We start from the raw sequence: 23,753 nt of genomic DNA on the forward strand, positions 1-23,753 counted from the left end.
GGTGCGCCCACCGGACAGACGCCGATGGCCCCGATGGTCGTGAAGACCGTCGGGGCCATCGGGCCTCGGCTGAAAGATCAGCGCTTGGAGTACTGGGGAGCCTTGCGGGCCTTCTTGAGACCGGCCTTCTTGCGCTCGACGACGCGGGCGTCGCGAGTCAGGAAGCCGGCCTTCTTCAGGGCCGGACGGTTCGACTCCTCGTCGATCGCGTTGAGCGCACGCGCGATGCCGAGACGGAGCGCCCCGGCCTGCCCGCTCACGCCACCGCCGGTGATGCGCGCGACGATGTCGAAGCGACCCTCGACGTCGACGAGCTTCAGCGGGGAGTTGACGAGCTGCTGGTGCACCTTGTTCGGGAAGTAGCCCTCAAGGGTGCGGCCGTTGATCTTCCACTGGCCGGTGCCGGGCACCAGGCGCACGCGGGCGATCGCTTCCTTGCGACGGCCCAGGGCGTTGCCCGGAGCCGTGATGCTCTGACCGCGGCCCACGGGGGCCGACGTCTCGGAGGTGTAGCTGGTGGGCGTGTCGTCGCCCTCAAGGTCGATGTCGACCGTGGTCTCGGCCACTGGTGGTGTCCTCGCGTCCTGTGTCGTGCTCGCAGCAGGCCGGGGGCCTACTGAGAAACCTGGCTGATCTCGAAGGGCTTCGGCTGCTGAGCCGCGTGGGGGTGCTCCGGGCCTGCGTAGACCTTGAGCTTGCTCAGCTGCGCGCGAGAGAGCGAGTTCTTCGGGAGCATCCCGCGAACGGCCTTCTCGATCGCACGCTCAGGGTGCTTCGCGAGGAGGTCGGTGTACGTGATGGCCCGCAGACCGCCCGGGTAGCCCGAGTGGCGGTAGGCGAGCTTGTTCTCGCGCTTGTTGCCCGTGAGGGCGATCTTGTCGGCGTTGATGACGATGACGAAGTCGCCGCCGTCGACGTGGGGGGCAAAGGTTGCCTTGTGCTTGCCGCGCAGCAGCGTGGCCACGTGAGTGGCAAGGCGGCCCAGGACGACATCGCTCGCGTCGATGACGTACCAGTTCCGCTCGACGTCGCCGGGCTTCGGGGTGTACGTGCGCACGGTCGTAAGCCTTCGTTTCGTGTAATGAATGTGTCAGAGCGAAGGCCCGCAGGTGGCGGGCCCGCCGTGAGTGCTGTCGGTGTCGCGTCCCTGGGCACCGGCGAGTGGGAGCACACCGGGACCGCCGTCTGGGAACGGGGGACGCACAACGACACACAAGAGTAGCCGCCGACCGGTCGAAGGGTCAAAACGCGGTGGGTTCCGCCGTCGTCACGTCCCGACCGGGGCCGCCGCGGCACCCCTCGCCGAGGTGCCCGACGGGCGCAGCGCGGCGCTCGCCGCGGCGAGCACCCGGGCCGTCAAGTCGTCGAGCGTGGGGGTGCGCAAGGACCAGCTCTGCCAGCACAGCGGCACGTCGAGCCAGCGTCCCGGGGCCAGGTCCACCAGGGCCCCGGTCGCCAGGTCGGCCGTGACCGCCTGCTCGGGCACCATGCCCCAGCCGAGCCCCGTCCGGAGCACCTCGACGAACGCCGCGGACGACGGGACGTGGTGGACGGGTGGCTCGACCCCCTCCCCCACGACGTCGGCGACGAACCGGCGCTGGAGCGCGTCGACTCGGTCGAACGCGAGCTGCGGGGCGGCCGCGAGCGCGTCGCGGTCCAGGCCCACGGGGAACCATCGCGCGCGCAGCCGGGGTGCCGCGACGGCGAGGTAGCGCATCGACCCGAGCGGACGGACCCGGCAGCCCTGCACGGCGCGCGCGTCCGCGGTCACCGCTGCCATCACGGTGCCGTCGCGCAGCAGCTGGGCCGAGCGGTCCTGGTCCTGGCGGCGCAGATCGACCAGCACCCCCTCGGGCAGGTCCACGAGCGACGCGGGGAACCAGGTCGAGAGCGAGTCGGCGTTGACGGCGACCGCGAGCCGGACCGTCCCGACGCGCTCGGTCCCGAGCTCGGCCCGCGCGTCGGCGGCGAGGACGTCGAGCTGGCCCGCGAGCCGGACCAGGACCTCGCCCGCGGGCGTGGCCCGGCACGGGCGCGAGCGCAGCACCAGGACGCGCCCGACCTGCTCCTCGAGAGCCTTGATGCGCTGGCTCACGGCCGACGGCGTGACGTGCAGCAGCCGGGCGGCCGCGTCGAACGTGCCCTCGCCGACGACCGCTGCGAGGGCGCTGAGCTGTTCCGGTGCGTAAACCATCATCAGCGATGCTAATGGTTCTGCAGAAACATTCGCTGGCCTTCCGACTCAGGTGCGCCTAGCGTCTGGCTACGTGCCCACCCTGCTCACCGGCTTCCTGACCTCGCTGACGCTGATCGCCGCGATCGGCGCGCAGAACGCCTTCGTGCTGCGCCAGGGGATCCGCCGCGAGCACGTCGTGCCCGTGATCCTGGTGTGCGCGGGAGCGGACCTGCTGCTCATCACCGCGGGGGTCGCGGGCCTCGGCGCGCTCGTCGTCGCGCACCCCGGGGTCCTGACGGCCAGCCGCTACGGCGGCGCGGCGTTCCTGCTGGTGCTCGCGGTCGCCGCCGCCCGGCGGGCCCGGCACCCGTCCCACCTCGACCCCGCCGCGCAGGGCCCCGCGACCCTCGGTGCCGTGCTGGCCACCTGCTTGGCCCTGACGTTCCTCAACCCCCACGTCTACCTCGACACGGTCGTGCTGCTCGGCTCGCTCGCGCAGCAGCACGGACCGGCCGGCAGCTGGGCGTTCGGCGCGGGCGCGGGGCTGGCGAGCATCGTGTGGTTCACGGCGCTCGGCGCCGGCGCCACCCGACTGGCCCCCGTGTTCGCGCGACCGCGCGCCTGGCAGGTGCTCGACGCCGGGGTCGCGGCCGTGATGGCCACGATCGCCGTCCTGCTGGTGGTCTGAGGCGCCGGGCGCGCCGGTTCGTCCTAGCGGACCCGGTCCACCCGCGCGGCGTCCCACACGGGTTCGGGTGTCTCGACGACCTCGCCGTCGGCCCCGAACAGCAGGAACCGGTCGAACGTGCGCGTGAACCAGCGGTCGTGGGTCACCGCCATGACTGTGCCCTCGAACGCCGCGAGGCCGATCTCGAGGGCCTCGGCCGAGTGCAGGTCCAGGTTGTCGGTCGGCTCGTCGAGCAGCAGCAGGGTGGCGCCGCCGAGCTCGAGCAGCAGGATCTGGAACCGCGCCTGCTGCCCGCCCGAGAGCGTGTCGTAGGTCTGCTCGGCCGCCGCGACGAGCTCGTAGCGGTCGAGCGCCTTGCTCGCGGGCTCGCGGCCCATGCCGGACCGGTGCCCGTCGCCCCGGTGCAGGATGTCGAGCAGCGTGCGCCCCGCGAGCTCCGGGTGGGTGTGGTTCTGCGCGAACCACCCCGGACGCACCCGCGAGCCGAGCACGACGCGCCCGGTGTGCGCCACGGGGACGACCGTGGTCTCCCCCGCGGGCTCGTGCTCGGGCCCCGGGTCGGAGCCGCCCGCCGCGAGCAGCCGCAGGAAGTGCGACTTGCCCGAGCCGTTCGAGCCCAGCACCGCGACCCGCTCGCCGAACCACACCTCGAGGTCGAACGGCCGCATGAGCCCGGTCAGCTCGAGCTCCTCGGCGACCACGGCCCGCTTGGCCGTCCGCCCGCCGCGCAGCCGCACGCGCACGTCCTGGTCGCGCGAGACCACCTGGGGCGGCCCGGCCTCCTCGAACTTGCGCAGCCGGGTCTGCGCCGCGGAGTACCGCGAGGCGAGCCCGTCGTTGAACGCCGACTTCGTCTTGAGCGTGAGCACCAGGGTCTTGAGCTTCGCGTGCTCCTCCTCCCAGCGCCGCAGGAGCTCCTCGAGCCGCGAGCGACGGTCCGCCCGCGCCTCGGGGTACGTCGTGAACGAGCCGCCGTGCACCCAGAGGCCCGACCCGGTCGCGGTCGGCTCGAGCGTCGCGACGTGGGTCGCGGCCCGTGAGAGCAGCTCACGGTCGTGGCTGACGAACAGCACCGACTTCGGCGAGGCCACCAGCTGGGCCTCGAGCCAGCGCTTGGTCGGCACGTCGAGGTAGTTGTCCGGCTCGTCGAGCAGCAGCACCTCCTCGGGCCCGCGCAGCAGCGCCTCGAGCACCAGCCGCTTCTGCTCGCCGCCGGACAGGGTGCGGACCTCGCGGTCCTGCGCCCGGTCGAACGGGATCGACAGCACGGCGTCGGTGACCTGGTCCCACCCCGCCTCGGCCTCGTAGCCGCCGACGTCGGCCCAGTCGACCAGCGCGGACGCGTACCGCATCTGGGCGGGCTCGTCGTCGACCTCCATGATCCCGAGCTCGGCCGCCGCGAGCTCGGTCGCCGCGTCCCGCACCGCGGCGGGCGCGAGCGAGGCGAGCAGGTCGCGGATCGAGCGCCCGTCGTCGATGCGCCCCACCATCTGGCGCATCACGCCGAGCCCGCCGCTCTGCACGACCTTGCCGCCGTGCGGCGTCTCGTCGCCCGCCACGATGCGCAGCAGCGTCGTCTTGCCCGCACCGTTGGGGCCGACGAGCGCGACCCGCGCCCCGTCGCCGACCCGCAGGTCGACCTCGTCGAGCAGGGGGCGCCCGTCGGGCAGGAAGTAGCTCACGGAGCTGATGTCGAGGTGTCCCACAGGTACCAGTGTCCCGGTGCCGCACCCCTGCTGGCGACCACATATCCCTCTCGCGCGGACGCCGACGCGGTGCAAGTGTGGAGACATGAGCGAAGAGACCCCCGCCACCCGCAGCGACCCGGAGACGTTCACCGAGGGCGACAGCGACCAGCTGTCCAAGGAGGACACCCTCGAGCAGCGCGGGGTGGACGACCTGCTCGACGAAGGCATCGCCCCGCCCGAGTACCCCCTCCACAACCGGTTCGGCGAGACCCCGTGGGAGGAGGTGCACGGCGAGTCCCTCGACGCGCGCCTCGCCGAGGAGGAGCCGGAGGTCTGGGACACCCCGGGCCCGCGCGTCGACCCTGCACGCGAGCCCGACCGTGCCGGTCGGCTCGTGGCCGACGACGAGGCCGTCGAGGCGGGCGTCAACGACCAGTTCGCGATCGACGAGGGGGTCGCCGGGGGTGCCGCGTCGGCCGAGGAGGCCGCCGTGCACGTCATCGAGGAGGACGAGGACCGGTAGGCGCCTGCGCCGTGCTCAGCAGCAGCCCGACGGCAGGACCGGTGTCGGGTCGACGTCGTCCGGCGAGCGCACCGCACGCGTCAGGGCGGCCCGCTCCCCGAGCTCGTCGTCGGGCGGGTACGTGACCTCCTCGAGCGTCAGGCCCAACGCCGGGGCCACCGCGCTGCTCGGGTCGCGCCGACGGGCCGCGAGGACGTCCGCGGGCCACGTCACCGGGCGCCGCCCCTCACCCACGGCGAGCGAGGCGCCCACGAGCGCACGCACCATCGAGTGGCAGAACGCGTCGGCCTGCACCCGCGCGACGAGCAGGCCCGTGTCGGCCCCCTCGACCGGCCGGGTCCACGACAGCCGTTCGAGCGTGCGGATCGTGGTGGCGCCCTCGCGCGGCTTGCAGAACCCCGCGAAGTCGTGGCGTCCGAGCAGCAGCTGCGCGGCAGCGTGCATCGCGTCGACGTCGAGCGGGCGCCGATGCCACAGCACCGACGTGCGGCGCAGCGGGTCACGGAGCATCGGGTCGTCGCACACCCGGTAGGCGTACAGCCGGCGCAGCGCCGAGAACCGCGCGTCGAAGCCCGGGGCGGCCTCGGCGACCCGGTGCACCACGACGTCGCGCGGCAGCACACCCGTGAGCCGGATCTGCAGCGACTCGCCGGCGGTACGCGTCGAGCGCCCGGGGACGCCCGCCCACACCTCGGGGTCGAGGTCCACGTGGGCCACCTGCCCCCGGGCGTGCACGCCCGCGTCGGTGCGCCCTGCGACGGTGACCCGCGGCGGGCTGCCGCTCAGCACCCGCGCGAGCGCGTCCTCGAGGGTCTCCTGCACCGTGCGCAGTCCCGGCTGCCGTGCCCAGCCGGCGAAGTCGGTGCCGTCGTAGGCGAGGTCGAGGCGCAGTCGTACAGAGCTCACTGCGCCACGCTAACGCCTCGCGGCCCCGCTGCTCGGCGGCGCTACCGTGGACGCGTGACCTCAGCCCCGGCGCCCACGCCCGATCCGGCGCCCGACCGCACGGGCCGCACGCTCGCCGTCGACTGCGGCGGCGGAGGCATCAAGGCGTCGGTGCTCGACGCGGCCGGCACGATGCACGCCCCCGCCATCCGGGTCCCGACGCCCTACCCGCTGCCCCCTGAGCGGCTCGTCGCCACCATCGCCGAGATCGCCGCCTCGCTGCCCGCAGCGCAGCGCGCCACGGTCGGGATGCCCGGCATGATCCGCCACGGCGTCGTCGTCTCGACGCCGCACTACGTCACCCGCACCGGCCCGCACAGCCGGGTCGAGCCCGGGCTCGTGACCGCGTGGGCCGGTCGGGACATCCGCGCCGACCTCGAGGCCGGGCTCGGCATGCCCACGCTGGTGCTCAACGACGCCGAGGTCCACGGCGCGGGCGTCATCGTGGGCGCGGGCCTCGAGCTCGTCCTCACGCTCGGCACCGGTCTCGGGTCGGCCCACTTCGACGGCGGCGTGCTCGCCCCGCACCTCGAGCTGTCCCACGCCCCCGTGCGCCGCGGCACCACGTACGACGAGTACATCGGAGAGATCGAACGCGCGCGGCTCGGCGACGGGCTGTGGTCACGACGCGTGCGCCGCGTCGTCGACGGGCTGCGCCCCGTCTTCCGGTGGGACCGGCTCTACCTCGGAGGGGGCAACGCGCGGCGCATCACACCGCAGACCCTGGCCCGCCTCGGGGACGAGGTCGTGGTGGTCCCCCACCAGGCGGGCATCGTCGGAGGGGTCCGCGCCTGGTCGCTGCGCGCCGGGTGAGCAGAGCCCACCCCCTCACGGCTCCCGCTCGTCGAGCTCGTCGAGCGCCTCGAGCACCACGCGGGTGAACCGTTCGGGGCGCATCAGGCTCACCAGGTGGGTGGCCCGCGGCACCACCAGCAGCCGGCCGTCGGGGGCCGCCGCGACGAACCTGTGCTCCTCGCCGCGGAAGTGGTCGTAGCGCCCGTTGACGATCCACACGGGCACCTCGATCCGGGCCAGGTCGTCGAGTGGATGCAGGCCGCTGACCTCGCGCAGCACGTCCTCCATGACCTCGAGCGCGAACCCGCCCGCACCCACGTCGGCTGCGGTCGACATCGGCAGTGAGAGGTCGACCAGGCGCTGGTTGAGCCGCGCGCCGCCGTCCGGCAGGTGGCTGATGCCCCGCGCCGCCATCCGCCACGAGCCCGTGAGCAGCGCCAACGGACGCGTCGAGCACCCCGCGGCCACGAGGCCTGCGACCTGCTCCGGGTGCCGGGCCGCGTGCGCGATCGCCGTGTAGCCGCCGAGCGACAGCCCCACGACCAGTGCGCGTCCACCCACCGTGTCGACCCCGTCGGTCACCGCGCCGATCGCGCCGTCGAGCGTGAACACCTCGCCCCGGCGCGCACCGTGCCCCGGCAGGTCGATCGCGAGCGCTGTGAGACCGAGCTCCGTGAGCACCGCGACCTGGTACCGCCACATCGTGCGCGAGGTGCGCACCCCGTGCACGAGCACGACCGGCAGACTCATACCGCCGACGCTAGCCGCGCCCGCACGCCGACGCAGCAGCGCACGGTCCGGGCACGACGAAGGCCCGGGCCCGAGACGTCTCGGGGCCGGGCCTTCGTACGGTGCGGTGGATCAGGACTTGTCGGCGCTGTCCTCAGCGGTCTCCTCGGCAGGAGCCTCGACGGCGGCCGTCTCCTCGACGACCTCCTCGACGCTCTCCTCGGCGACGGGCTCGGCCACGGGGGCCGACTTCTTCGCGGCCTTCTCGGCCTCGCGGACGACGGCCTGCTTGGGCGAGACGGGCTCGAGGACGAGCTCGATCACGGCCATGGGCGCGTTGTCGCCCTTGCGGTTGCCGATCTTCGTGATGCGGGTGTAGCCACCCTCGCGCTCGGCCATGGCCGGGGCGATCTCGGTGAAGAGGGCGTGCACGACGGACTTGTCGCGGATCGTCGTCATGACGCGGCGGCGGGACGCGAGGTCACCACGCTTGGCGATCGTGATGAGGCGCTCGGCGTGCGGACGCAGGCGCTTGGCCTTCGTCTCGGTCGTCGTGATCCGCTTGTGCTCGAACAGCGACGTGGCCAGGTTGGCCAGGATCAGCCGCTCGTGCGCCGGTCCGCCACCGAGCCGGGGACCCTTGGTGGGCGTAGGCATGGTTGTTACTCCTTGAGTTCCAGTGATGGGCTACGCGCGGGGGCCCGAGAGCCCCTGCACATCCCCCGGCTTCAGTACTGCTCGTCCTCGACGAACTCGCCCTCGTAGTACGTGGCGGCGGTGGGGTCGAAGTCCAGCGGGCTGTCCTTGAGCGACAGGCCCAGCTCGGCCAGCTTCTCCTTGACCTCCGTGATCGACTTCGCGCCGAAGTTCCGGATGTCGAGAAGGTCTGCCTCGCTGCGCGCAACGAGCTCACCCACCGAGTGGATGCCCTCACGCTTGAGGCAGTTGTAGGAGCGGATCGTCAGCTGCAGGTCCTCGATCGGCAGCGCCAGATCCGCAGCGAGAGCGGCGTCCGTCGGGGACGGGCCGATCTCGATGCCCTCGGCCTCGACGTTGAGCTCACGCGCCAGACCGAACAGCTCGACGAGCGTCTTGCCGGCCGAGGCCAGCGCGTCGCGCGGGCTGATGGCCTGCTTGGTCTCGACGTCGACGATGAGCTTGTCGAAGTCCGTGCGCTGCTCGACACGCGTCGCCTCGACCTTGTAGGTCACCTTGAGGACCGGCGAGTAGATCGAGTCGACCGGCACGCGGCCGATCTCGGCGTCGAACGACTTGTTCTGGTTCGCCGAGACGTACCCGCGGCCACGCTCGACCGTGAGCTCGATCTCGAGCTTGCCCTTGTCGTTCAGCGTCGCGATGTGCAGGTCGGGGTTGTGCACCTCGACGCCGGCCGGCGGGACGATGTCCCCGGCCGTCACGACACCCGAACCCTGCTTGCGCAGGTACATCACGACAGGCTCGTCGTTCTCCGAGGAGACGACGAGCTGCTTGATGTTGAGGATGATCTCGGTGACGTCCTCCTTGACGCCCGGCACGGTGGTGAACTCGTGCAGCACGCCGTCGATGCGGATCGACGTGACCGCAGCACCGGGGATGGAGGAGAGCAGGGTCCGACGCAGCGAGTTGCCGAGCGTGTAGCCGAAGCCAGGCTCGAGCGGCTCGATCGAGAACCGCGAGCGGTTCTCCGAGATGACCTCTTCGGTCAGGGTGGGGCGCTGTGCGATGAGCACGGTGGGGTTCCTCTCAGCGAGCGTCCGCCATATGACGCTCTGCAGGTACTGCGAGCCAGCCGGGTCTCGGTCCACCCGGACAGGCGAGGTGTGCCGGATCCGGACGGGGGTCGCCCCCCGTCCGGATCCGGCCTACCTGACGATCAGACCCGGCGACGCTTCGGCGGGCGGCAGCCGTTGTGCGCCTGCGGCGTGACGTCCTGGATCGAGCCGACCTCGAGGCCGGTCGCCTGGAGCGAGCGGATCGCGGTCTCACGGCCCGAGCCGGGGCCCTTGACGAAGACGTCGACCTTCTTCATGCCGTGCTCCTGCGCACGACGAGCGGCTGCCTCGGCGGCGAGCTGCGCGGCGAACGGGGTCGACTTGCGCGAGCCCTTGAAGCCGACCTGGCCCGACGAGGCCCAGGCGATGACGGCACCGGTCGGGTCCGTGATGGACACGATGGTGTTGTTGAACGTGCTCTTGATGTGCGCCTGGCCGTGGGAGACGTTCTTCTTCTCCTTGCGGCGCGGCTTGCGCACGGCGGTACGAGTCTTGGGAGGCATCTGCTTGTTCTCTCCGAGTTTCCAGGTGTGAGGTCGGTGTGACCGACGCGTGGGCGGCGGCGCTCAGAGCGCCTGCCGGGCCCGGCGTCAGGGCTACTTCCGGCCGGCCTTCTTCTTGCCGGCGACGGTGCGCTTCGGGCCCTTGCGGGTACGCGCGTTGGTCTTGGTGCGCTGACCGCGCACCGGGAGGCCGCGGCGGTGCCGCAGGCCCTCGTAGCAACCGATCTCGACCTTGCGGCGGATGTCCGCGGCAACCTCACGCCGGAGGTCGCCCTCAAGCTTGTAGTTGCCCTCGAGGTAGTCGCGCAGCGCGACGAGCTCGGCGTCGCCGAGGTCCTTCACGCGGACGTCCGGGCTGATGCCCGTCGCGGCGAGCGTCTGCTGGGCGCGGGTACGGCCGACGCCGTAGATGTAGGTGAGCGCGATCTCGAGCCGCTTCTCGCGGGGGAGGTCGACGCCGACAAGACGTGCCATGTGCCTGGTGGCTCCTGTGGTGCCTCGGAGGTCTGCCGCACTGCCCTCCCGCGTTCTGCGGGCCCCGGCCTCCGAGCCGAGGGTTCGCTGCTGCCGACCTGTCGGGCGGCATCAGAGTGGCGGTGCGCTTGCTGGTCCCCACCGACAGGCGGTGGACCGGGTGGTGCTGCTCGGGTGCGCCCCGAGCGTCAGGGCATCAGCCCTGGCGCTGCTTGTGGCGCAGGTTCTCGCAGATCACCTGGACGCGACCGTGCCGGCGGATCACCTTGCACTTGTCGCAGATCTTCTTGACGCTGGGCTTGACCTTCATGGTGTGTTCCTCCGCCGCCGTGCTGCCCGCGAGGGCCGACGGCGTGATCGAGTGGCGGTTACTTGTAGCGGTAGACGATCCGGCCGCGGGACAGGTCGTACGGGCTCAGCTCAACGACCACTCGGTCCTCGGGGAGGATTCGGATGTAGTGCTGACGCATCTTGCCCGAGATGTGGGCGAGCACTCTGTGGCCGTTGGCAAGCTCCACGCGGAACATCGCGTTCGGCAGAGCCTCGACAACGCTGCCTTCGATCTCGATGACACCGTCCTTCTTTGCCATATCCTCCGCTATCTCTCTGATGGTGACGAGCCGCCACGGCCACCCGTGCCGCTCGTGCGCACTCTCGCGCACGGTCGATCCCGCGTGGTCGTGGTTTGGTGCCGGCAGCCCGCAAGAGGGCGCACACACCCGACGGACGATCTTACGCCACTTCCCTCGGGAGAGGAAACCGGGCCGAGAACCGGCTGTGGCGAGCCGGACACGGCACCGCCGCACGGGGTCGGACGACCTGTGCGGCGGCGCCGTCGAACGACGGGCTCCGAGGGCGTCAGCCCTCGTCGGTGGCCGACCGGCGGCGGTACAGCACGAGGGCGACACCCGCGCCGACCAGGACGACCCCGCCGAGCAGCACGGGGAGCACGGTCGAGCCCGTGGCGGCCAGGGCGCTGCCGCCCGAGCCCGCCGCGAGCACCTCAGAGGTGTACGTCGGCGACGGCGTCGACGTCGACGTCGCAGCGAGCACCTCGGACGCGGGGGTCACCGACGGCGTGACGGTCGGGGTGGTCGTCGGGGTCACCACGGGCGACGCGCACGTGGTCTGCTCGCCGGCGGTCAGGTCACGCGAGCCGCGCTCGGTCGCCGTCGTGGCGTGCGCGGCATCCAGGACCCACTCGTCACCCTCGAGCACGTAGGGCGTCGTGGTCACGGTGCGGCTGCGCACGACGACGACGTCGTCGCACGTCCACGTGCCGTCCACCCACGCCCCCGGGGCGACCAGGGCGGCCAGCTGCTCGGGGGTCGGCACGGTCGGCGTCGGCGTCGACGTGGGCGTCCCGGTGGGCGTCTGCGTGGGCGTCCCGGTGGGCGTCTGCGTGGGCGTCCCGGTGGGCGTCTGCGTGGGCGTCCCGGTGGGCGTCTGCGTGGGCGTCCCGGTGGGCGTCTGCGTGGGCGTCCCGGTGGGCGTCTGCGTCGGCGTGGTGGTCGGCGTGGGCGTCGCCGTCGGGGTCGACGTCACGCAGGCCGGCACCGTCACGACAGCCGTGAGATCGGAGTGCCAGTCGGCCACGACCGGCGGCCAGCCCAGGACACCCACGTCCTGCTGGCGGTCGACCACGTCCGGGAGCACAGACACCGGTCCCCAGACCTGGTCCTGCTGCACACCCCAGCCCGTGCCGCACACACCCGCCGGAAGCAGGCTCGGGTCGAACGAGGCCTTCCACGACCAGCCGCTCCACGTGGCGACGAGCACCTGACGGCCGCTGTTCCACCAGGTGGCGCCCGCGGTCGCGTCGACCTTCGGGTACACGTACAGGCCCGTCGAACGCAGCGCGAGCTTGCAGCCGTCCGCGAGGATCTGCGTGCCTGTCACGCCGTTGAAGGTCGTCGAGAGGTTGGTACCGGGCTTCCCGGGCACGATGTCCCACTTCTTGGCCCGGAACCCCGACGCCTTGACCTCGGACGCCTTCCAGGTGAAGTCGCCCCAGACCTCGCCACCCGGCGTGGACCGAGAGTTCGTGGCGGGCTGAGCCTTGTCCGAGACGCAGACCGTGATCTTCCCGTTCGACCCGCCGTTCCCCTGGCCCGGGCCGGTCGCACCGGCCGGCAGGCCCGCGGTCACGGCGACCACACCCGCGACCGCCAGCGCCGCAGACACCCACACGAGGCGCGAGCCCAGGGACCCACGCGTCCGACCTGTCCCGACCGGTGTACCGCTCCTGCGCATCATGCTCCATCCACTGCCTCGGTGACGTGCGAGCAGGAGACGCGACGATCCCTGCCGACTGGACTCCGGGCCCGCACCTCGCTCCGCCCGCACCCGTGGGTGTGGCTCCGCGACGATGCCGAAGGCCCTGCGCAGGCACGCGGCCTGCACGATCGGGAGACTAGCCGACAAACTGGACAAGCATCCAACAATCCCCAGATATCCGGGCCGATCGGTCTTCGCACGGCGAAGTTCACCCCCGATCGGTCCAACGGCGACGGATCGGGTGGCGACGGGGCACGACGGCAGGCCCGATCCCCCGCAGGGGTCGGGCGGTCCGCCGGGTGGTGCGGTGGCGCGTGCGGGGACGCGCGGGAAGACAGGCTGCGGGGTGCGGGCTACGCGAGGGGCGCGATGCGCACACCGAGCTCGGCGAGACGCGCTGCCCCGCCGTCGGATGCGGTCAGCACCCAGATCCCGTCCTCGAGCACCGCGACGGTGTGCTCCCAGTGGGACGCCCGCTGGCCGTCCTCGGTGACGACGGTCCAGTCGTCGGCGAGCACGCGGGTCCGCTGGTCGCCGCGCGTGATCATCGGCTCGATCGCCACGCACAGGCCGGGCCGGACGCGTGCGCCGCGGTCCCGGGTGCGGTAGTTGGGCACGTCGGGCGGCTGGTGCATCGCCGAGCCGATGCCGTGGCCCACGTAGTCCTCGACGATCCCGTAACGGACGCCCGCTCCCCCGGCCTGCGCGGCCTCGACCACGTCCTCGACCGCGTCGCCCACGGCGCCGAGCCGGTCGGCGGTCGCGAGCGCGGCGATGCCGGCCCACATCGCACGCTCGGTCAGCTCGCTGAGCGCCACGTCCGCCGGGTCGGCGTCGGGCAGCACGATCGTGAGCGCGGAGTCGCCGTGCCAGCCGTCCACGATCGCGCCGCAGTCGATCGAGACCACGTCGCCGGGTGCGAGCACCCGGGCGCCGGGGATGCCGTGCACGACCTCGTCGTTGACCGACACGCACACGGTGGCGGGGTAGTCGAGGTAGCCCAGGAAGGACGGCGTCGCCCCGGCCGAGGCGATCGCACGCGCGGCGATCGCCTCGAGGTCGCCAGTCGTCATGCCGGGTCGCGCCGCGGCGCGCACCTCGGCCAGCGCGTCGGCCACCACCAGACCGGCCCGACGCATGGCGCGGACCTGGTCAGGCGTCTTGAACTCGATGCGTTCGCGTCCGAACATCGCTCAGGCGACGTGGGGCTCGAGCGCGGACAGCAGTCGCTCGGTCACCTCGTCGACCGCGCCCAGGCCGTCGACCCGCACCAGCAGGCCACGCTCGGCGTAGACGTCGGCGATGGGGGCGGTCTGCAGCGCGTAGACCTCGAGGCGGTGACGGATCACGGGCTCGGTGTCGTCCACGCGGCCCTCGATCTCGGCACGGCCCAGCATCCGCTCGACCACGACCTCGGCGTCGGCCGTGATCTCGACAGCGACGTCCAGGTCGCGGCCCAGCTCGGCCAGGATCGCGTCGAGCTCGGCGACCTGCGCGACGTTCCGCGGGTACCCGTCGAGCAGGAAGCCCTCAGCCGCGTCGGGCTGCGCGAGCCGGTCGCGCACCATGGCGTTCGTGACCTCGTCGGGCACGAGGGCGCCGACGGCGGTGTACTCCTGGACCTTGCGGCCCAGCTCGGTGCCACCGGTGATGTTCGCCCGGAAGATGTCGCCGGTCGAGATGGCCGGGACACCCAGCCGCTCGGCCAGACGGGAAGCCTGCGTTCCCTTGCCCGCCCCGGGGGGGCCGAGCAGGACCAGACGCGCACTCATCGCAAGAACCCTTCATAGTGTCGCTGCTGCAGCTGCGACTCGATCTGCTTGACCGTCTCCAGGCCGACGCCGACCACGATGAGGATCGACGAGCCACCGAACGGGACGTTCGTGCCGACCCCGAGCACGATGAACGTCATCGTCGGGATCAGTGCCACCAGCGCCAGGTACACCGAACCCGGTGCCGTGATGCGCGTGATGACGAAGTCGAGGTACTCGGCCGTGGGCCGGCCGGCGCGGATGCCGGGGATGAAGCCGCCGTACTTCTTCATGTTGTCGGCGACCTCGTCCGGGTTGAACGTGATGGCCGTGTAGAAGTAGCAGAAGAAAATGATCAGCACCACGTAGATGGCGATGTGCAGCGGCGAAGACGCGCTGACCAGGTTGTTGGTGACCCAGATCACCCAGCCCTGCGTCGCGTCGCCGAACTGGGCGATGAGCCCGGGCACGGCGAGCAGCGACGACGCGAAGATGACCGGGATGATGCCGGCCATGTTGATCTTGATCGGGATGTAGGTGCTCGAGCCGCCGTACATGCGCCGACCGACCATGCGCTTGGCGTACTGCACGGGGATCCGACGCTGCGACTGCTCGACGAAGACGACGAGCGCGACCACGAGGACCACGACGGCGAGCACCACGATGAACTTGCCGATACCGCCCGAGCCACCCGCGATGGACCACATGGCCCCGGGGAACGACGCCGCGATCGACGTGAAGATGAGGAGCGACATGCCGTTGCCGACGCCGCGCTCGGTGATGAGCTCGCCCAGCCACATGATGAGGCCGGTACCGGCGGTCATCGTGATGACCATGAGCACCACCGTCATCCAGCCGGCCTGCGGGATCACGTCGACGGTGCAGCCCGCGAAGAGCTGGCCGCTGCGCGCGACGGTGACGATCGTCGTCGACTGGAGCACGGCGAGGGCGATGGTCAGGTACCGCGTGTACTGCGTGAGCTTCGCGGTGCCCTGCTGCCCCTCCTGGTGGAGGGCCTCGAACCGCGGGATGACCACGCGGAGCAGCTGGATGATGATGCTCGACGTGATGTACGGCATGATCCCCAGCGCGAACACCGACAGCTGGAGCAGGGCCCCACCGCTGAAGAGGTTCACCAGACCGAGCAGCGAGTTGCCGTCCGACGTCTGCTGGATGCACTCCTGCACGTTCGTGTACGAGACCCCCGGCGTCGGCAGGAACGAGCCGGCGCGGAAGACCACCATCATGGCGATCGTGAAGAGCAGCTTGCGCCGCAGATCGGGCGTCCTGAACGCCCGCACGAATGCGCTGAGCACCTGTCCTCCTGGTCCGCCGAGGCGGTGTGTCGTACAGCCGGGCCGTTCCAGCCGTCATGTGCGCCGTGGACCGAGACCTGCACGGGGCTACGCGGCACAATAACGGACTTCCGTGCGGATGCGTGAACGGGCACCCACTCGCGCCCGACATCCGGACGGCGGGGGGATGCAGAACGGGGCCGGCGACCGATGGGCCGCCGACCCCGTCCGTGGATCAGTCCTGCGCGACGCTTCCGCCGGCGGCGAGGATCTTGTCCTTCGCCGACGTCGAGTACGCGTCCACAGAGACGGTGAGCTTGACCGTGAGCTCGCCCGTGCCCAGCACCTTCACCGGGGCGCCCTTGCGGACGGCACCCTTGGCGACGAGGTCCTCGACCGTGACGTCGCCACCGCTCGGGTACAGCGCCGAGAGCTTGTCCAGGTTGACGACCTGGTACTCGACGCGGAACGGGTTCTTGAAGCCGCGAAGCTTGGGCAGCCGCATGTGCAGCGGCATCTGCCCACCCTCGAAGCGCTCAGGGATCTGGTACCGGGCCTTCTGGCCCTTGGTGCCACGACCGGCGGTCTTTCCCTTGGACGCCTCGCCACGACCCACGCGGGTCTTGGCGGTCTTGGCGCCCGGGGCGGGCCGCAGGTGGTGCACCTTGAGCGTGCCACCGTTGCCGACCTCGGCCGCAGCGGCCTCGGCCTTCTCGGCTGCCTTGGACGGCGCCTTGGCGGCAGGCTTGTCGGCCTTGGCCTTGGCGGCCGCCTTGGGAGCGGCCTCCGTCGTCGCCTTCTTGGCCGGTGCCTTCTTGGCCGGAGCCTTCGTCACCTCGGCCGTCTCGTCCGTGGCGTTCTTGTCTTCAGCCATCGTCACTCGACCTCCTCGACCGCGACGAGGTGCGTCACCGTGGTGACCATGCCGCGGATCTCAGGACGGTCCTCCTTGACGACGACGTCGCCGATCCGCTTGAGGCCCAGGGTGCGCAGCGTGTCGCGCTGGTTCTGCTTGCCGCCGATGGCGGACTTCGTCTGGGTGACCTTCAGCCGCGCCATCATGCACCAGCCTTCGCTGCGATCCCCGCGGCCTGCGCCCGCAGGAGCGGGGCCGGCGCGACGTGCTCGAGCGGCAGGCCACGGCGTGCAGCCACAGCCTCCGGCCTCTCGAGCCCACGCAGTGCCGCGACGGTCGCGTGCACGATGTTGATCGCGTTCGTCGACCCGAGCGACTTGCTCAGGACGTCGTGGATGCCGGCGCACTCGAGCACCGCACGCACCGGACCACCGGCGATGACGCCGGTACCCGGGGACGCGGGGCGCAGGAAGACGACTCCGGCCGAGGCCTCACCCTGGATGGGGTGCGGGATGGTGCCCTGGATGCGGGGAACCTTGAAGAAGTTCTTCTTGGCCTCCTCGACACCCTTGGCGATCGCCGCGGGCACCTCCTTGGCCTTCCCGTAGCCGACGCCGACCGTTCCGTCGCCGTCACCCACCACGACGAGCGCGGTGAAGCTGAACCGGCGGCCACCCTTGACGACCTTGGCCACGCGGTTGATGGTCACGACGCGCTCCAGGAACGCGCTCTTCTCGACGGCGTCTCCCCGACGTCCGCCGTCCCGACGGCCACCGTCGCGACGGTCGCCGCCGGAGCCCCCCTGGGGGGCGCCCGTGTTGCTGCGCTGAGGAGCAGCCATCAGTAAGTCCTCTTCTTCGATGCGGAGGTGAGCAGCGTCGTCACAGGTTCAGACCGCCTTCGCGGGCCCCGTCGGCGACTGCTGCCACCCGGCCGTGGTACTTGTTGCCGCCGCGGTCGAAGACGACCGCGTCGATGCCGGCGGCCTTCGCGCGCTCGGCGACAAGCTCGCCCACCTTGCGGGCCTTGGCGGTCTTGTCACCGTCGAGACCACGCAGGTCGACCTCGAGCGTCGAGGCCGACGCCAGGGTGCGACCCACCGAGTCGTCCACGACCTGAGCGGTCATGTGCCGGCTGGACCGGGACACCACCAGACGGGGACGAACGGTCGTGCCGCTGACCTTCTTGCGCAGACGCAGGTGACGCCGTGCGCGGGCAATCGACTTGCCCTTGCCACGAATCGTGAGAGCCATCGCTTACTTACCAGCCTTTCCGACCTTGCGGCGGACCAGCTCGCCCGCGTATCGCACGCCCTTGCCCTTGTAGGGCTCAGGCTTGCGGATCTTGCGGATGTTTGCGGCGACCTCGCCGACCTGCTGCTTGTCGATGCCCGCGACCGAGAACTTGTTGGGGCTCTCGACGACGAACGAGATGCCGGCGGGCGGCGTCACGACGACCGGGTGGCTGAACCCGAGCGCGAACTCGAGGTCATCCCCCTTGGCGGTGACGCGGTAACCGGTGCCGACGATCTCGAGCTTCTTCACGTAACCCTCGGTCACACCGGTGACCTGGTTCGCGAGCAGCGTGCGGGTCAGGCCGTGAAGCGAACGCGAGGCGCGCTCGTCGTTGGGCCGCGTGACGACCAGCGAACCGCTGTCGTCACGGGTGACCTCGATAGGGGTGGGAACCGTGTGCGTCAGGGTGCCCTTCGGGCCCTTGAACGTCACGACGGGTCCGTCGATGTTGACCTCCACGCCGGCGGGGACCGGGACGGGGATTCTGCCGATACGAGACATGGCTAGCTCCTTTCCGTCTCGGACTTACCAGACGTAGGCGAGGACTTCCCCACCCACGCCCTTCTTGGCGGCCTGCTTGTCGGTGAGGAGACCGGAGGACGTGGACAGGATCGCCACGCCCAGGCCGCCGAGCACCTTGGGCAGGTTGGTGGACTTGGCATACACGCGCAGGCCCGGCTTGGACACGCGCTTGATGCCGGCGAGCGAACGCTCGCGGTTGGGGCCGTACTTGAGCTCGATGGTGAGGTTCTTGCCCACGGGGGCGTCCTCGACCTTCCAGCTCGAGATGTAGCCCTCGGCCTGCAGGATCTCAGCGATGTGCGACTTCAGCTTCGAGTACGGGATCGTCACCGTGTCGTGGTGCGCCGAGTTCGCGTTACGCAGACGTGTGAGGAGGTCTGCGATCGGGTCGGTCATCGTCATGGGGGGCTTCAGCCCTTCCTCGCCGGGGTATCCGAGGCGATCTGCCTCGGACCTGCGACGTAGTTGTTTACCAGCTGCTCTTGGTGACGCCGGGCAGCTCGCCCGCGTGCGCCATCTGGCGCACGCAGATGCGGCACAGCCCGAACTTGCGGTACACGGAGTGCGGACGTCCGCACTTCTGGCACCGGGTGTAGGCGCGCACCTTGAACTTCTGGGGACCGGCGGCCTTGTTGATCAGGGCAGTCTTCGCCATGTCAGTCCTCCTCCTTGAAGGGGAAGCCGAGACGCTTGAGAAGCGAGCGGCCCTCGTCGTCGGTCGTCGCAGTCGTCACGACAGTGATGTCCATGCCGCGCACGCGATCGATCTTGTCCTGGTCGATCTCGTGGAACATCGACTGCTCCGTGAGGCCGAACGTGTAGTTGCCATGACCGTCGAACTGCTTGGGCGAGAGCCCACGGAAGTCACGGATACGGGGAAGAGCCGTCGACAGCAGACGGTCGAGGAACTCCCAGGCACGGTCGCCACGCAGCGTGACGTGGGCACCGATCGGCATGCCCTCACGCAGCTTGAACTGCGCGATGGACTTGCGGGCCTTGGTGACCTGCGGCTTCTGGCCCGTGATGAGGGTCAGGTCGCGGATCGCGCCGTCGATGAGCTTGGAGTCCTTCGCAGCGTCGCCGACACCCATGTTCACGACGACCTTGGTGAGGCGCGCGACCTGGTTGACGTTCTCGTGCTGGAACTCCTCGCGCAGCGCGGGGACGATCTCCTCGGCGTAGCGGGTCTTGAGACGGGGCTTGATGCCCTGCGTGGTCTCGTCGATGGAGGTCATCAGATGTCCTTACCGGAGCGCTTGGCGACGCGGACCCGGACCGTGCGGGTACGACCGTCGCGCTCGACCTGCTCGCTGCGGTAGCCGACCCGGGTGCCCTTCTTGGTCTCCGGGTCCACGAGCATCACGTTGCTGATGTGGATGGGGGCCTCGACGGTCTCGATGCCACCGGTGCGGGTGCCGCGCTGCGACTGGCCGACCTTGACGTGCTTGGTGACACGCTGGACGCCCTCGACGACAACACGCTGCGACTCGGTGAGAACCTCGAGCACGCGCCCCTGCTGGCCCTTGTCACGGCCGGAGATGACGACCACGAGGTCGCCCTTCTTGATCTTCGCCATGGTCAGAGCACCTCCGGAGCCAGCGAGATGATCTTCATGAACTTCTTGTCACGCAGCTCGCGCCCCACGGGACCGAAGATGCGAGTACCGCGAGGCTCACCGTCGTTCTTGAGGATCACGGCCGCGTTCTCGTCGAACTTGATGTACGAGCCGTCGGGACGCCGACGCTCCTTCTTGGTGCGGACGATGACCGCCTTGACGACATCACCCTTCTTGACGTTGCCGCCCGGGATCGCATCCTTGACGGTGGCGACGATGACGTCGCCGATACCGGCGTAGCGGCGACCGGAGCCACCGAGAACGCGGATGCAAAGGATCTCCTTGGCACCCGTGTTGTCGGCGACACGAAGTCGCGACTCCTGCTGAATCATCTACTGAACTCCTGTCGTCTGCCGGTTCTCGCGAACGAGCCTGGCCGAACGGATAGTTGCCGTCGTGCACACGTCGCCTCGTGGGGCTGATCCAGCCCCACGAGGCCCGTGGGCAACTCTGAGTACTGCGGTACTACTTGGCCTTCTCGATGATCTCGACGATGCGGAACCGCTTCGTCGCCGAGATCGGACGGGTCTCCATGATGGTGACGAGGTCACCGACACCTGCGGTGCCGGCCTCGTCGTGCACCTTGACCTTGCTGGTCCGCCGGATGACCTTGCCGTAGAGCGGGTGCTTGACCCGGTCCTCGACCTCGACCACGACGGTCTTCTGCATCTTGTCGCTGACCACGTACCCACGCCGCGTCTTGCGGTGGGGGCGGTGGGCGGCGGTGGCCGTGGTCTCCTCGGCGGCGGTGGCCGCCTCGACCTTCTCAGTGTTCGCGCTCATCGTGACCTCACTCGCTCGCGCTCGGGGCAGTACGGATGCCGAGCTCGCGCTCACGCAGGATCGTGTAGATCCGCGCGATGTCGCGACGCACGGCCTTGAGCCGCCCGTGGCTCTCGAGCTGACCCGTCGCCGACTGGAAGCGGAGGTTGAACAGCTCCTCCTTGGCCTTCTTCAGCTCAGCCACGAGGCGCTCGTCGTCGAAGGCGTCCAGCTCGCTGGGAGCCAGGTCCTTGGTTCCGATAGCCATCAGTTACCACCCTCGCGAACCACAAAACGGGTCTTCATCGGGAGCTTGTGCTGCGCGCGGCGCATGGCCTCGCGAGCCAGGGGCTCCGGGACACCGGCGAGCTCGAAGAGAACTCGGCCCGGCTTGACATTGGCGATCCACCACTCGGGCGAACCCTTACCGGAACCCATGCGGGTCTCGGCGGGCTTCTTGGTGATGGGGCGGTCCGGGTAGATGTTGATCCAGACCTTGCCGCCACGCTTGATGTGGCGGGTCATCGCGATACGAGCAGCCTCGATCTGCCGGTTCGTGACGTAGGCAGGCTCGAGAGCCTGGATGCCGTACTCACCGAACGAGATCTGCGTGCCACCGGTCGCGGCGCCGGAGCGCCCCGGGTGGTGCTGCTTGCGGTGCTTCAGCCTGCGCGGGATAAGCACGGCTCAGGCCTCCGTTCCGGTCTCAGGTGCGGGGGTCGCCGCGGCCGCGGGGGCCTCGGCAGCCGAGCCCTCGGCCGGAGCCTCGGTCCGCTCGGGGCGACGTGCGCCGCCACGTGCGGGACGCTCGGCACGGTCCGTACGCGGACCGCGGGCGGGACGCGGAGCCTGGGTCGCCTGCTCGCGGGCGAAGTCCTTCTCCGTCATGTCGCCCTTGTAGATCCAGACCTTCACGCCGATGCGGCCGAAGGTCGTGCGGGCCTCGTAGAAGCCGTAGTCGATGAACGCCCGGAGGGTGTGCAGCGGCACGCGTCCCTCGCGGTAGAACTCGGTACGGCTCATCTCCGCGCCGCCGAGGCGGCCGGAGACCTGCACCCGGATGCCCTTGGCGCCGGCGCGCTGGGCGCTCTGCATGCCCTTGCGCATCGCGCGTCGGAACGACACGCGGCTCGCGAGCTGCTCGGCGATGCCCTGAGCGACGAGCTGGGCCTCGATCTCGGCGTTCTTGACCTCGAGGATGTTCAGCTGCACCTGCTTGCCGGTGAGCTTCTCGAGCTCGCCGCGGATGCGGTCGGCCTCCGCGCCACGACGCCCGATGACGATGCCCGGGCGGGCGGTGTGGATGTCGACGCGGACCCGGTCGCGGGTGCGCTCGATCTCGACCTTGGCGATGCCCGCACGCTCGAGGCCGGTGGCCATGAGCTTGCGGATCTCGACGTCCTCGCGGACGTAGTCGCGGTAGCGCTGCCCCGGCTTGGTGGAGTCGGAGAACCAGCGCGAACGGTGGTCTGTCGTGATGCCCAGGCGGTACCCGAGCGGGCTGACCTTATGTCCCACTATCGGGCCCTTCCCTTCGTGCTCTCACGCTCGGCAACAACCACGGTGATGTGGCTGGTGCGCTTGAGGATCTGGCTCGCACGACCCTGCGCCCGCGGACGGAACCGCTTGAGTGTCGGGCCCTCGTCGACGAACACCTCGGAGATGTAGAGGTCGTTCTCGTCCAGACGCTCGTTGGACCGCTTCGCGGCCTCACGGGCGTTGGCGATCGCACTCTCGACCACCTTGAGGACGGTCTCCCCCGCGGCCTGCGGCGCGAACTTCAGCACCGCCACGGCCTCGCCGGCCTGCTTGCCACGGATGAGGTCCACGACGCGCCGGGCCTTCTGGGGCGTGACGCGGACGAACCGCGCCTTCGCCTTGGCTTCCATTGCTGTCCTGCCTTCTTGTCTCGTCGCCGTCTGGGACGTCACCTGGCTGACCCGGGGGTCAGCGGCGACGGCCCTTCCGGTCGTCCTTCTCGTGGCCGCGGAACGTCCGGGTGGGAGCGAACTCGCCCAGCTTGTGCCCGACCATCGCCTCGGTGACGAAGACCGGCGTGTGCTTGCGGCCGTCGTGCACCGCGAACGTGTGGCCGAGGAAGTCGGGCGTGATGACCGACCGACGGGACCACGTCTTGATGACGCTCTTGGTCCCCTTCTCGTTCTGAACGTCGACCTTCTTCTGCAGGTGTCCGTCGACGAACGGGCCCTTCTTCAGGCTGCGTGGCATCTCAGGCTCCTATCAGCGCTTCTTGCCGGTGCGCCGGCGGCGCACGATGAGCTTGTCGCTCGGCTTGTTCGGACGACGGGTACGGCCCTCGGGCTGGCCCCACGGGCTCACGGGGTGACGTCCACCGGACGTCTTGCCCTCACCACCACCGTGCGGGTGGTCGATCGGGTTCATGGCGACACCACGGACGGAGGGGCGCTTGCCCTTCCAACGCATGCGGCCGGCCTTGCCCCAGTTGATGTTGGACTGCTCGGCGTTGCCCACCTCGCCGACCGTCGCGCGGCAGCGCAGGTCGACGTTGCGGATCTCGCCGGACGGCATGCGCAGCTGCGCGTACGGGCCGTCCTTGGCGACGAGCTGCACCGACGCACCAGCCGAACGGGCGATCTTCGCGCCGCCACCGGGCTTGAGCTCGATGGCGTGGATCGTCGTACCGGTCGGGATGTTGCGCAGCGGCAGGTTGTTGCCGGGCTTGATGTCGGCGCCAGGACCGTTCTCGATCATGTCGCCCTGGCGGAGCTTGTTCGGCGCGATGATGTAGCGCTTCTCGCCGTCCGCGTAGTGCAGCAGCGCGATGCGCGCCGTGCGGTTGGGGTCGTACTCGATGTGCGCGACCTTCGCCGGAACGCCGTCCTTGTCGTGACGACGGAAGTCGATCACGCGGTAGGCACGCTTGTGGCCGCCGCCCTGGTGACGCATGGTCACCCGACCGGTGGCGTTACGGCCACCCGTCTTGTGCAGCGGACGAACCAGCGACTTCTCCGGCGTGGAGCGCGTGATCTCGACGAAGTCGGCGACGCTTGCGCCGCGGCGCCCTGGCGTCGTCGGCTTGTACTTGCGGATTCCCATGGGGATCTG

At 70.5% G+C, this 23,753-nt stretch carries 36 protein-coding genes; 3 read left to right on the top strand and 33 right to left on the bottom strand.

What is annotated here, in order from left to right; translation table 11 throughout:
- Positions 1 to 77 precede the first annotated feature (77 nt).
- The 3 genes from rpsI to ACGIF2_RS12830 all read right to left on the bottom strand — a co-directional run bounded on the left by rpsI (position 78) and on the right by ACGIF2_RS12830 (position 2,197).
- Positions 78 to 566: a 30S ribosomal protein S9 gene (gene rpsI / locus ACGIF2_RS12820; RefSeq protein ID WP_396047192.1), complete on the bottom strand. Its 489-nt coding sequence runs from the start codon at positions 564 to 566 to the stop codon at positions 78 to 80.
- Between the two features lie 47 nt (positions 567 to 613).
- Positions 614 to 1,057, bottom strand: a complete 444-nt coding sequence (gene rplM / locus ACGIF2_RS12825) for a 50S ribosomal protein L13 (RefSeq protein ID WP_396047194.1) — start codon at positions 1,055 to 1,057, stop codon at positions 614 to 616.
- 210 nt (positions 1,058 to 1,267) lie between these two features.
- Positions 1,268 to 2,197: a LysR family transcriptional regulator ArgP gene (locus tag ACGIF2_RS12830; protein ID WP_396047196.1), complete on the bottom strand. Its 930-nt coding sequence runs from the start codon at positions 2,195 to 2,197 to the stop codon at positions 1,268 to 1,270.
- Positions 2,198 to 2,267: 70 nt separating this feature from the next.
- Between ACGIF2_RS12830 and ACGIF2_RS12835 the strand changes: the two genes are divergently transcribed.
- A complete protein-coding gene (locus tag ACGIF2_RS12835; RefSeq protein ID WP_396047198.1) occupies positions 2,268 to 2,864 on the top strand; it encodes a LysE/ArgO family amino acid transporter in 597 nt (198 codons plus the stop codon).
- A gap of 23 nt (positions 2,865 to 2,887) precedes the next feature.
- On the opposite strand, the gene ACGIF2_RS12840 is transcribed toward ACGIF2_RS12835, so the two are convergent.
- Positions 2,888 to 4,570 carry an ABC-F family ATP-binding cassette domain-containing protein gene (locus tag ACGIF2_RS12840; protein WP_396047200.1) on the bottom strand — a complete coding sequence of 561 codons (1,683 nt, stop codon included), beginning with the start codon at positions 4,568 to 4,570 and terminating at the stop codon, positions 2,888 to 2,890.
- Positions 4,571 to 4,655: 85 nt separating this feature from the next.
- Between ACGIF2_RS12840 and ACGIF2_RS12845 the strand changes: the two genes are divergently transcribed.
- Positions 4,656 to 5,075 carry a DUF5709 domain-containing protein gene (locus ACGIF2_RS12845; RefSeq protein WP_396047202.1) on the top strand — a complete coding sequence of 140 codons (420 nt, stop codon included), beginning with the start codon at positions 4,656 to 4,658 and terminating at the stop codon, positions 5,073 to 5,075.
- A gap of 15 nt (positions 5,076 to 5,090) precedes the next feature.
- Here ACGIF2_RS12845 and truA read toward each other — a convergent pair whose 3' ends face one another.
- Positions 5,091 to 5,981, bottom strand: coding sequence for a tRNA pseudouridine(38-40) synthase TruA (truA, locus tag ACGIF2_RS12850; protein WP_396047204.1), 891 nt, complete (start codon positions 5,979 to 5,981; stop codon positions 5,091 to 5,093).
- A 54-nt stretch (positions 5,982 to 6,035) separates the two neighbouring features.
- Between truA and ACGIF2_RS12855 the strand changes: the two genes are divergently transcribed.
- Positions 6,036 to 6,833, top strand: coding sequence for an ROK family protein (locus ACGIF2_RS12855; RefSeq protein WP_396047206.1), 798 nt, complete (start codon positions 6,036 to 6,038; stop codon positions 6,831 to 6,833).
- Positions 6,834 to 6,848: 15 nt separating this feature from the next.
- On the opposite strand, the gene ACGIF2_RS12860 is transcribed toward ACGIF2_RS12855, so the two are convergent.
- The 28 genes from ACGIF2_RS12860 to rplB form a co-directional block, all read right to left on the bottom strand.
- Positions 6,849 to 7,565: an alpha/beta fold hydrolase gene (locus ACGIF2_RS12860; RefSeq protein WP_396047208.1), complete on the bottom strand. Its 717-nt coding sequence runs from the start codon at positions 7,563 to 7,565 to the stop codon at positions 6,849 to 6,851.
- A 111-nt stretch (positions 7,566 to 7,676) separates the two neighbouring features.
- The gene (gene rplQ, locus ACGIF2_RS12865; RefSeq protein ID WP_396047210.1) at positions 7,677 to 8,201 is read right to left on the bottom strand and encodes a 50S ribosomal protein L17; all 525 of its coding nucleotides are present in this window, start codon (positions 8,199 to 8,201) and stop codon (positions 7,677 to 7,679) included.
- Positions 8,202 to 8,272: 71 nt separating this feature from the next.
- A complete protein-coding gene (locus ACGIF2_RS12870) occupies positions 8,273 to 9,274 on the bottom strand; it encodes a DNA-directed RNA polymerase subunit alpha (protein WP_396047212.1) in 1,002 nt (333 codons plus the stop codon).
- Between the two features lie 143 nt (positions 9,275 to 9,417).
- Positions 9,418 to 9,819, bottom strand: a complete 402-nt coding sequence (rpsK, locus tag ACGIF2_RS12875; RefSeq protein ID WP_066582357.1) for a 30S ribosomal protein S11 — start codon at positions 9,817 to 9,819, stop codon at positions 9,418 to 9,420.
- A 93-nt stretch (positions 9,820 to 9,912) separates the two neighbouring features.
- The gene (rpsM, locus tag ACGIF2_RS12880; protein WP_066582356.1) at positions 9,913 to 10,293 is read right to left on the bottom strand and encodes a 30S ribosomal protein S13; all 381 of its coding nucleotides are present in this window, start codon (positions 10,291 to 10,293) and stop codon (positions 9,913 to 9,915) included.
- 196 nt (positions 10,294 to 10,489) lie between these two features.
- The gene (gene rpmJ, locus ACGIF2_RS12885; RefSeq protein ID WP_013117849.1) at positions 10,490 to 10,603 is read right to left on the bottom strand and encodes a 50S ribosomal protein L36; all 114 of its coding nucleotides are present in this window, start codon (positions 10,601 to 10,603) and stop codon (positions 10,490 to 10,492) included.
- Positions 10,604 to 10,661: 58 nt separating this feature from the next.
- Positions 10,662 to 10,883, bottom strand: a complete 222-nt coding sequence (gene infA / locus ACGIF2_RS12890) for a translation initiation factor IF-1 (protein ID WP_024286981.1) — start codon at positions 10,881 to 10,883, stop codon at positions 10,662 to 10,664.
- A gap of 268 nt (positions 10,884 to 11,151) precedes the next feature.
- Positions 11,152 to 12,477 (bottom strand): hypothetical protein, encoded by a 1,326-nt coding sequence (locus ACGIF2_RS12895; RefSeq protein ID WP_396047215.1) that lies wholly within the window; start codon positions 12,475 to 12,477, stop codon positions 11,152 to 11,154.
- Between the two features lie 446 nt (positions 12,478 to 12,923).
- Positions 12,924 to 13,760: a type I methionyl aminopeptidase gene (map, locus tag ACGIF2_RS12900; RefSeq protein WP_396047217.1), complete on the bottom strand. Its 837-nt coding sequence runs from the start codon at positions 13,758 to 13,760 to the stop codon at positions 12,924 to 12,926.
- A 3-nt stretch (positions 13,761 to 13,763) separates the two neighbouring features.
- Positions 13,764 to 14,342, bottom strand: a complete 579-nt coding sequence (locus tag ACGIF2_RS12905) for an adenylate kinase (RefSeq protein ID WP_396047219.1) — start codon at positions 14,340 to 14,342, stop codon at positions 13,764 to 13,766.
- Positions 14,339 to 15,637, bottom strand: coding sequence for a preprotein translocase subunit SecY (gene secY, locus ACGIF2_RS12910; RefSeq protein WP_396047221.1), 1,299 nt, complete (start codon positions 15,635 to 15,637; stop codon positions 14,339 to 14,341). The genes ACGIF2_RS12905 and secY overlap by 4 nt, the downstream gene beginning before the upstream one ends.
- Before the next feature lie 214 nt (positions 15,638 to 15,851).
- Positions 15,852 to 16,490, bottom strand: coding sequence for a 50S ribosomal protein L15 (gene rplO / locus ACGIF2_RS12915; protein ID WP_396047512.1), 639 nt, complete (start codon positions 16,488 to 16,490; stop codon positions 15,852 to 15,854).
- Between the two features lie 2 nt (positions 16,491 to 16,492).
- Positions 16,493 to 16,675, bottom strand: a complete 183-nt coding sequence (rpmD, locus tag ACGIF2_RS12920; protein ID WP_066582352.1) for a 50S ribosomal protein L30 — start codon at positions 16,673 to 16,675, stop codon at positions 16,493 to 16,495.
- Positions 16,675 to 17,313, bottom strand: a complete 639-nt coding sequence (rpsE, locus tag ACGIF2_RS12925; protein WP_396047223.1) for a 30S ribosomal protein S5 — start codon at positions 17,311 to 17,313, stop codon at positions 16,675 to 16,677. The genes rpmD and rpsE overlap by 1 nt, the downstream gene beginning before the upstream one ends.
- Positions 17,314 to 17,353: 40 nt before the next feature.
- On the bottom strand, positions 17,354 to 17,725 hold the full coding sequence (gene rplR, locus ACGIF2_RS12930; RefSeq protein ID WP_396047225.1) for a 50S ribosomal protein L18: 372 nt from the start codon (positions 17,723 to 17,725) through the stop codon (positions 17,354 to 17,356).
- Positions 17,726 to 17,728: 3 nt separating this feature from the next.
- Positions 17,729 to 18,268: a 50S ribosomal protein L6 gene (rplF, locus tag ACGIF2_RS12935; RefSeq protein WP_396047227.1), complete on the bottom strand. Its 540-nt coding sequence runs from the start codon at positions 18,266 to 18,268 to the stop codon at positions 17,729 to 17,731.
- 24 nt (positions 18,269 to 18,292) lie between these two features.
- Positions 18,293 to 18,691, bottom strand: coding sequence for a 30S ribosomal protein S8 (rpsH, locus tag ACGIF2_RS12940; protein ID WP_396047229.1), 399 nt, complete (start codon positions 18,689 to 18,691; stop codon positions 18,293 to 18,295).
- Between the two features lie 67 nt (positions 18,692 to 18,758).
- Complete coding sequence (locus ACGIF2_RS12945) at positions 18,759 to 18,944, bottom strand: type Z 30S ribosomal protein S14 (RefSeq protein ID WP_396047231.1); 186 nt, start codon at positions 18,942 to 18,944, stop codon at positions 18,759 to 18,761.
- A 1-nt stretch (position 18,945) separates the two neighbouring features.
- On the bottom strand, positions 18,946 to 19,524 hold the full coding sequence (gene rplE / locus ACGIF2_RS12950; protein WP_396047233.1) for a 50S ribosomal protein L5: 579 nt from the start codon (positions 19,522 to 19,524) through the stop codon (positions 18,946 to 18,948).
- The gene (rplX, locus tag ACGIF2_RS12955; protein ID WP_396047235.1) at positions 19,524 to 19,865 is read right to left on the bottom strand and encodes a 50S ribosomal protein L24; all 342 of its coding nucleotides are present in this window, start codon (positions 19,863 to 19,865) and stop codon (positions 19,524 to 19,526) included. Before rplX ends, rplE begins: the two co-directional genes overlap by 1 nt.
- A gap of 2 nt (positions 19,866 to 19,867) precedes the next feature.
- On the bottom strand, positions 19,868 to 20,236 hold the full coding sequence (gene rplN / locus ACGIF2_RS12960; RefSeq protein WP_396047237.1) for a 50S ribosomal protein L14: 369 nt from the start codon (positions 20,234 to 20,236) through the stop codon (positions 19,868 to 19,870).
- A gap of 133 nt (positions 20,237 to 20,369) precedes the next feature.
- Positions 20,370 to 20,687: a 30S ribosomal protein S17 gene (gene rpsQ / locus ACGIF2_RS12965; protein ID WP_396047239.1), complete on the bottom strand. Its 318-nt coding sequence runs from the start codon at positions 20,685 to 20,687 to the stop codon at positions 20,370 to 20,372.
- Between the two features lie 7 nt (positions 20,688 to 20,694).
- On the bottom strand, positions 20,695 to 20,934 hold the full coding sequence (gene rpmC / locus ACGIF2_RS12970; RefSeq protein ID WP_034625876.1) for a 50S ribosomal protein L29: 240 nt from the start codon (positions 20,932 to 20,934) through the stop codon (positions 20,695 to 20,697).
- Entirely contained in the window at positions 20,934 to 21,350 is a 417-nt protein-coding gene (gene rplP, locus ACGIF2_RS12975) for a 50S ribosomal protein L16 (RefSeq protein ID WP_396047241.1), read from the bottom strand. The genes rpmC and rplP overlap by 1 nt, the downstream gene beginning before the upstream one ends.
- Positions 21,351 to 21,353: 3 nt before the next feature.
- Positions 21,354 to 22,184, bottom strand: a complete 831-nt coding sequence (gene rpsC / locus ACGIF2_RS12980) for a 30S ribosomal protein S3 (RefSeq protein ID WP_396047243.1) — start codon at positions 22,182 to 22,184, stop codon at positions 21,354 to 21,356.
- Positions 22,184 to 22,555 (bottom strand): 50S ribosomal protein L22, encoded by a 372-nt coding sequence (gene rplV / locus ACGIF2_RS12985; protein ID WP_396047245.1) that lies wholly within the window; start codon positions 22,553 to 22,555, stop codon positions 22,184 to 22,186. Before rplV ends, rpsC begins: the two co-directional genes overlap by 1 nt.
- Positions 22,556 to 22,613: 58 nt before the next feature.
- Positions 22,614 to 22,895 carry a 30S ribosomal protein S19 gene (gene rpsS / locus ACGIF2_RS12990; RefSeq protein ID WP_066582339.1) on the bottom strand — a complete coding sequence of 94 codons (282 nt, stop codon included), beginning with the start codon at positions 22,893 to 22,895 and terminating at the stop codon, positions 22,614 to 22,616.
- 12 nt (positions 22,896 to 22,907) lie between these two features.
- Complete coding sequence (gene rplB, locus ACGIF2_RS12995; RefSeq protein ID WP_396047247.1) at positions 22,908 to 23,744, bottom strand: 50S ribosomal protein L2; 837 nt, start codon at positions 23,742 to 23,744, stop codon at positions 22,908 to 22,910.
- Positions 23,745 to 23,753 lie beyond the last annotated feature (9 nt).

It is taken from the genome of Cellulomonas sp. P22 (assembly GCF_044392165.1).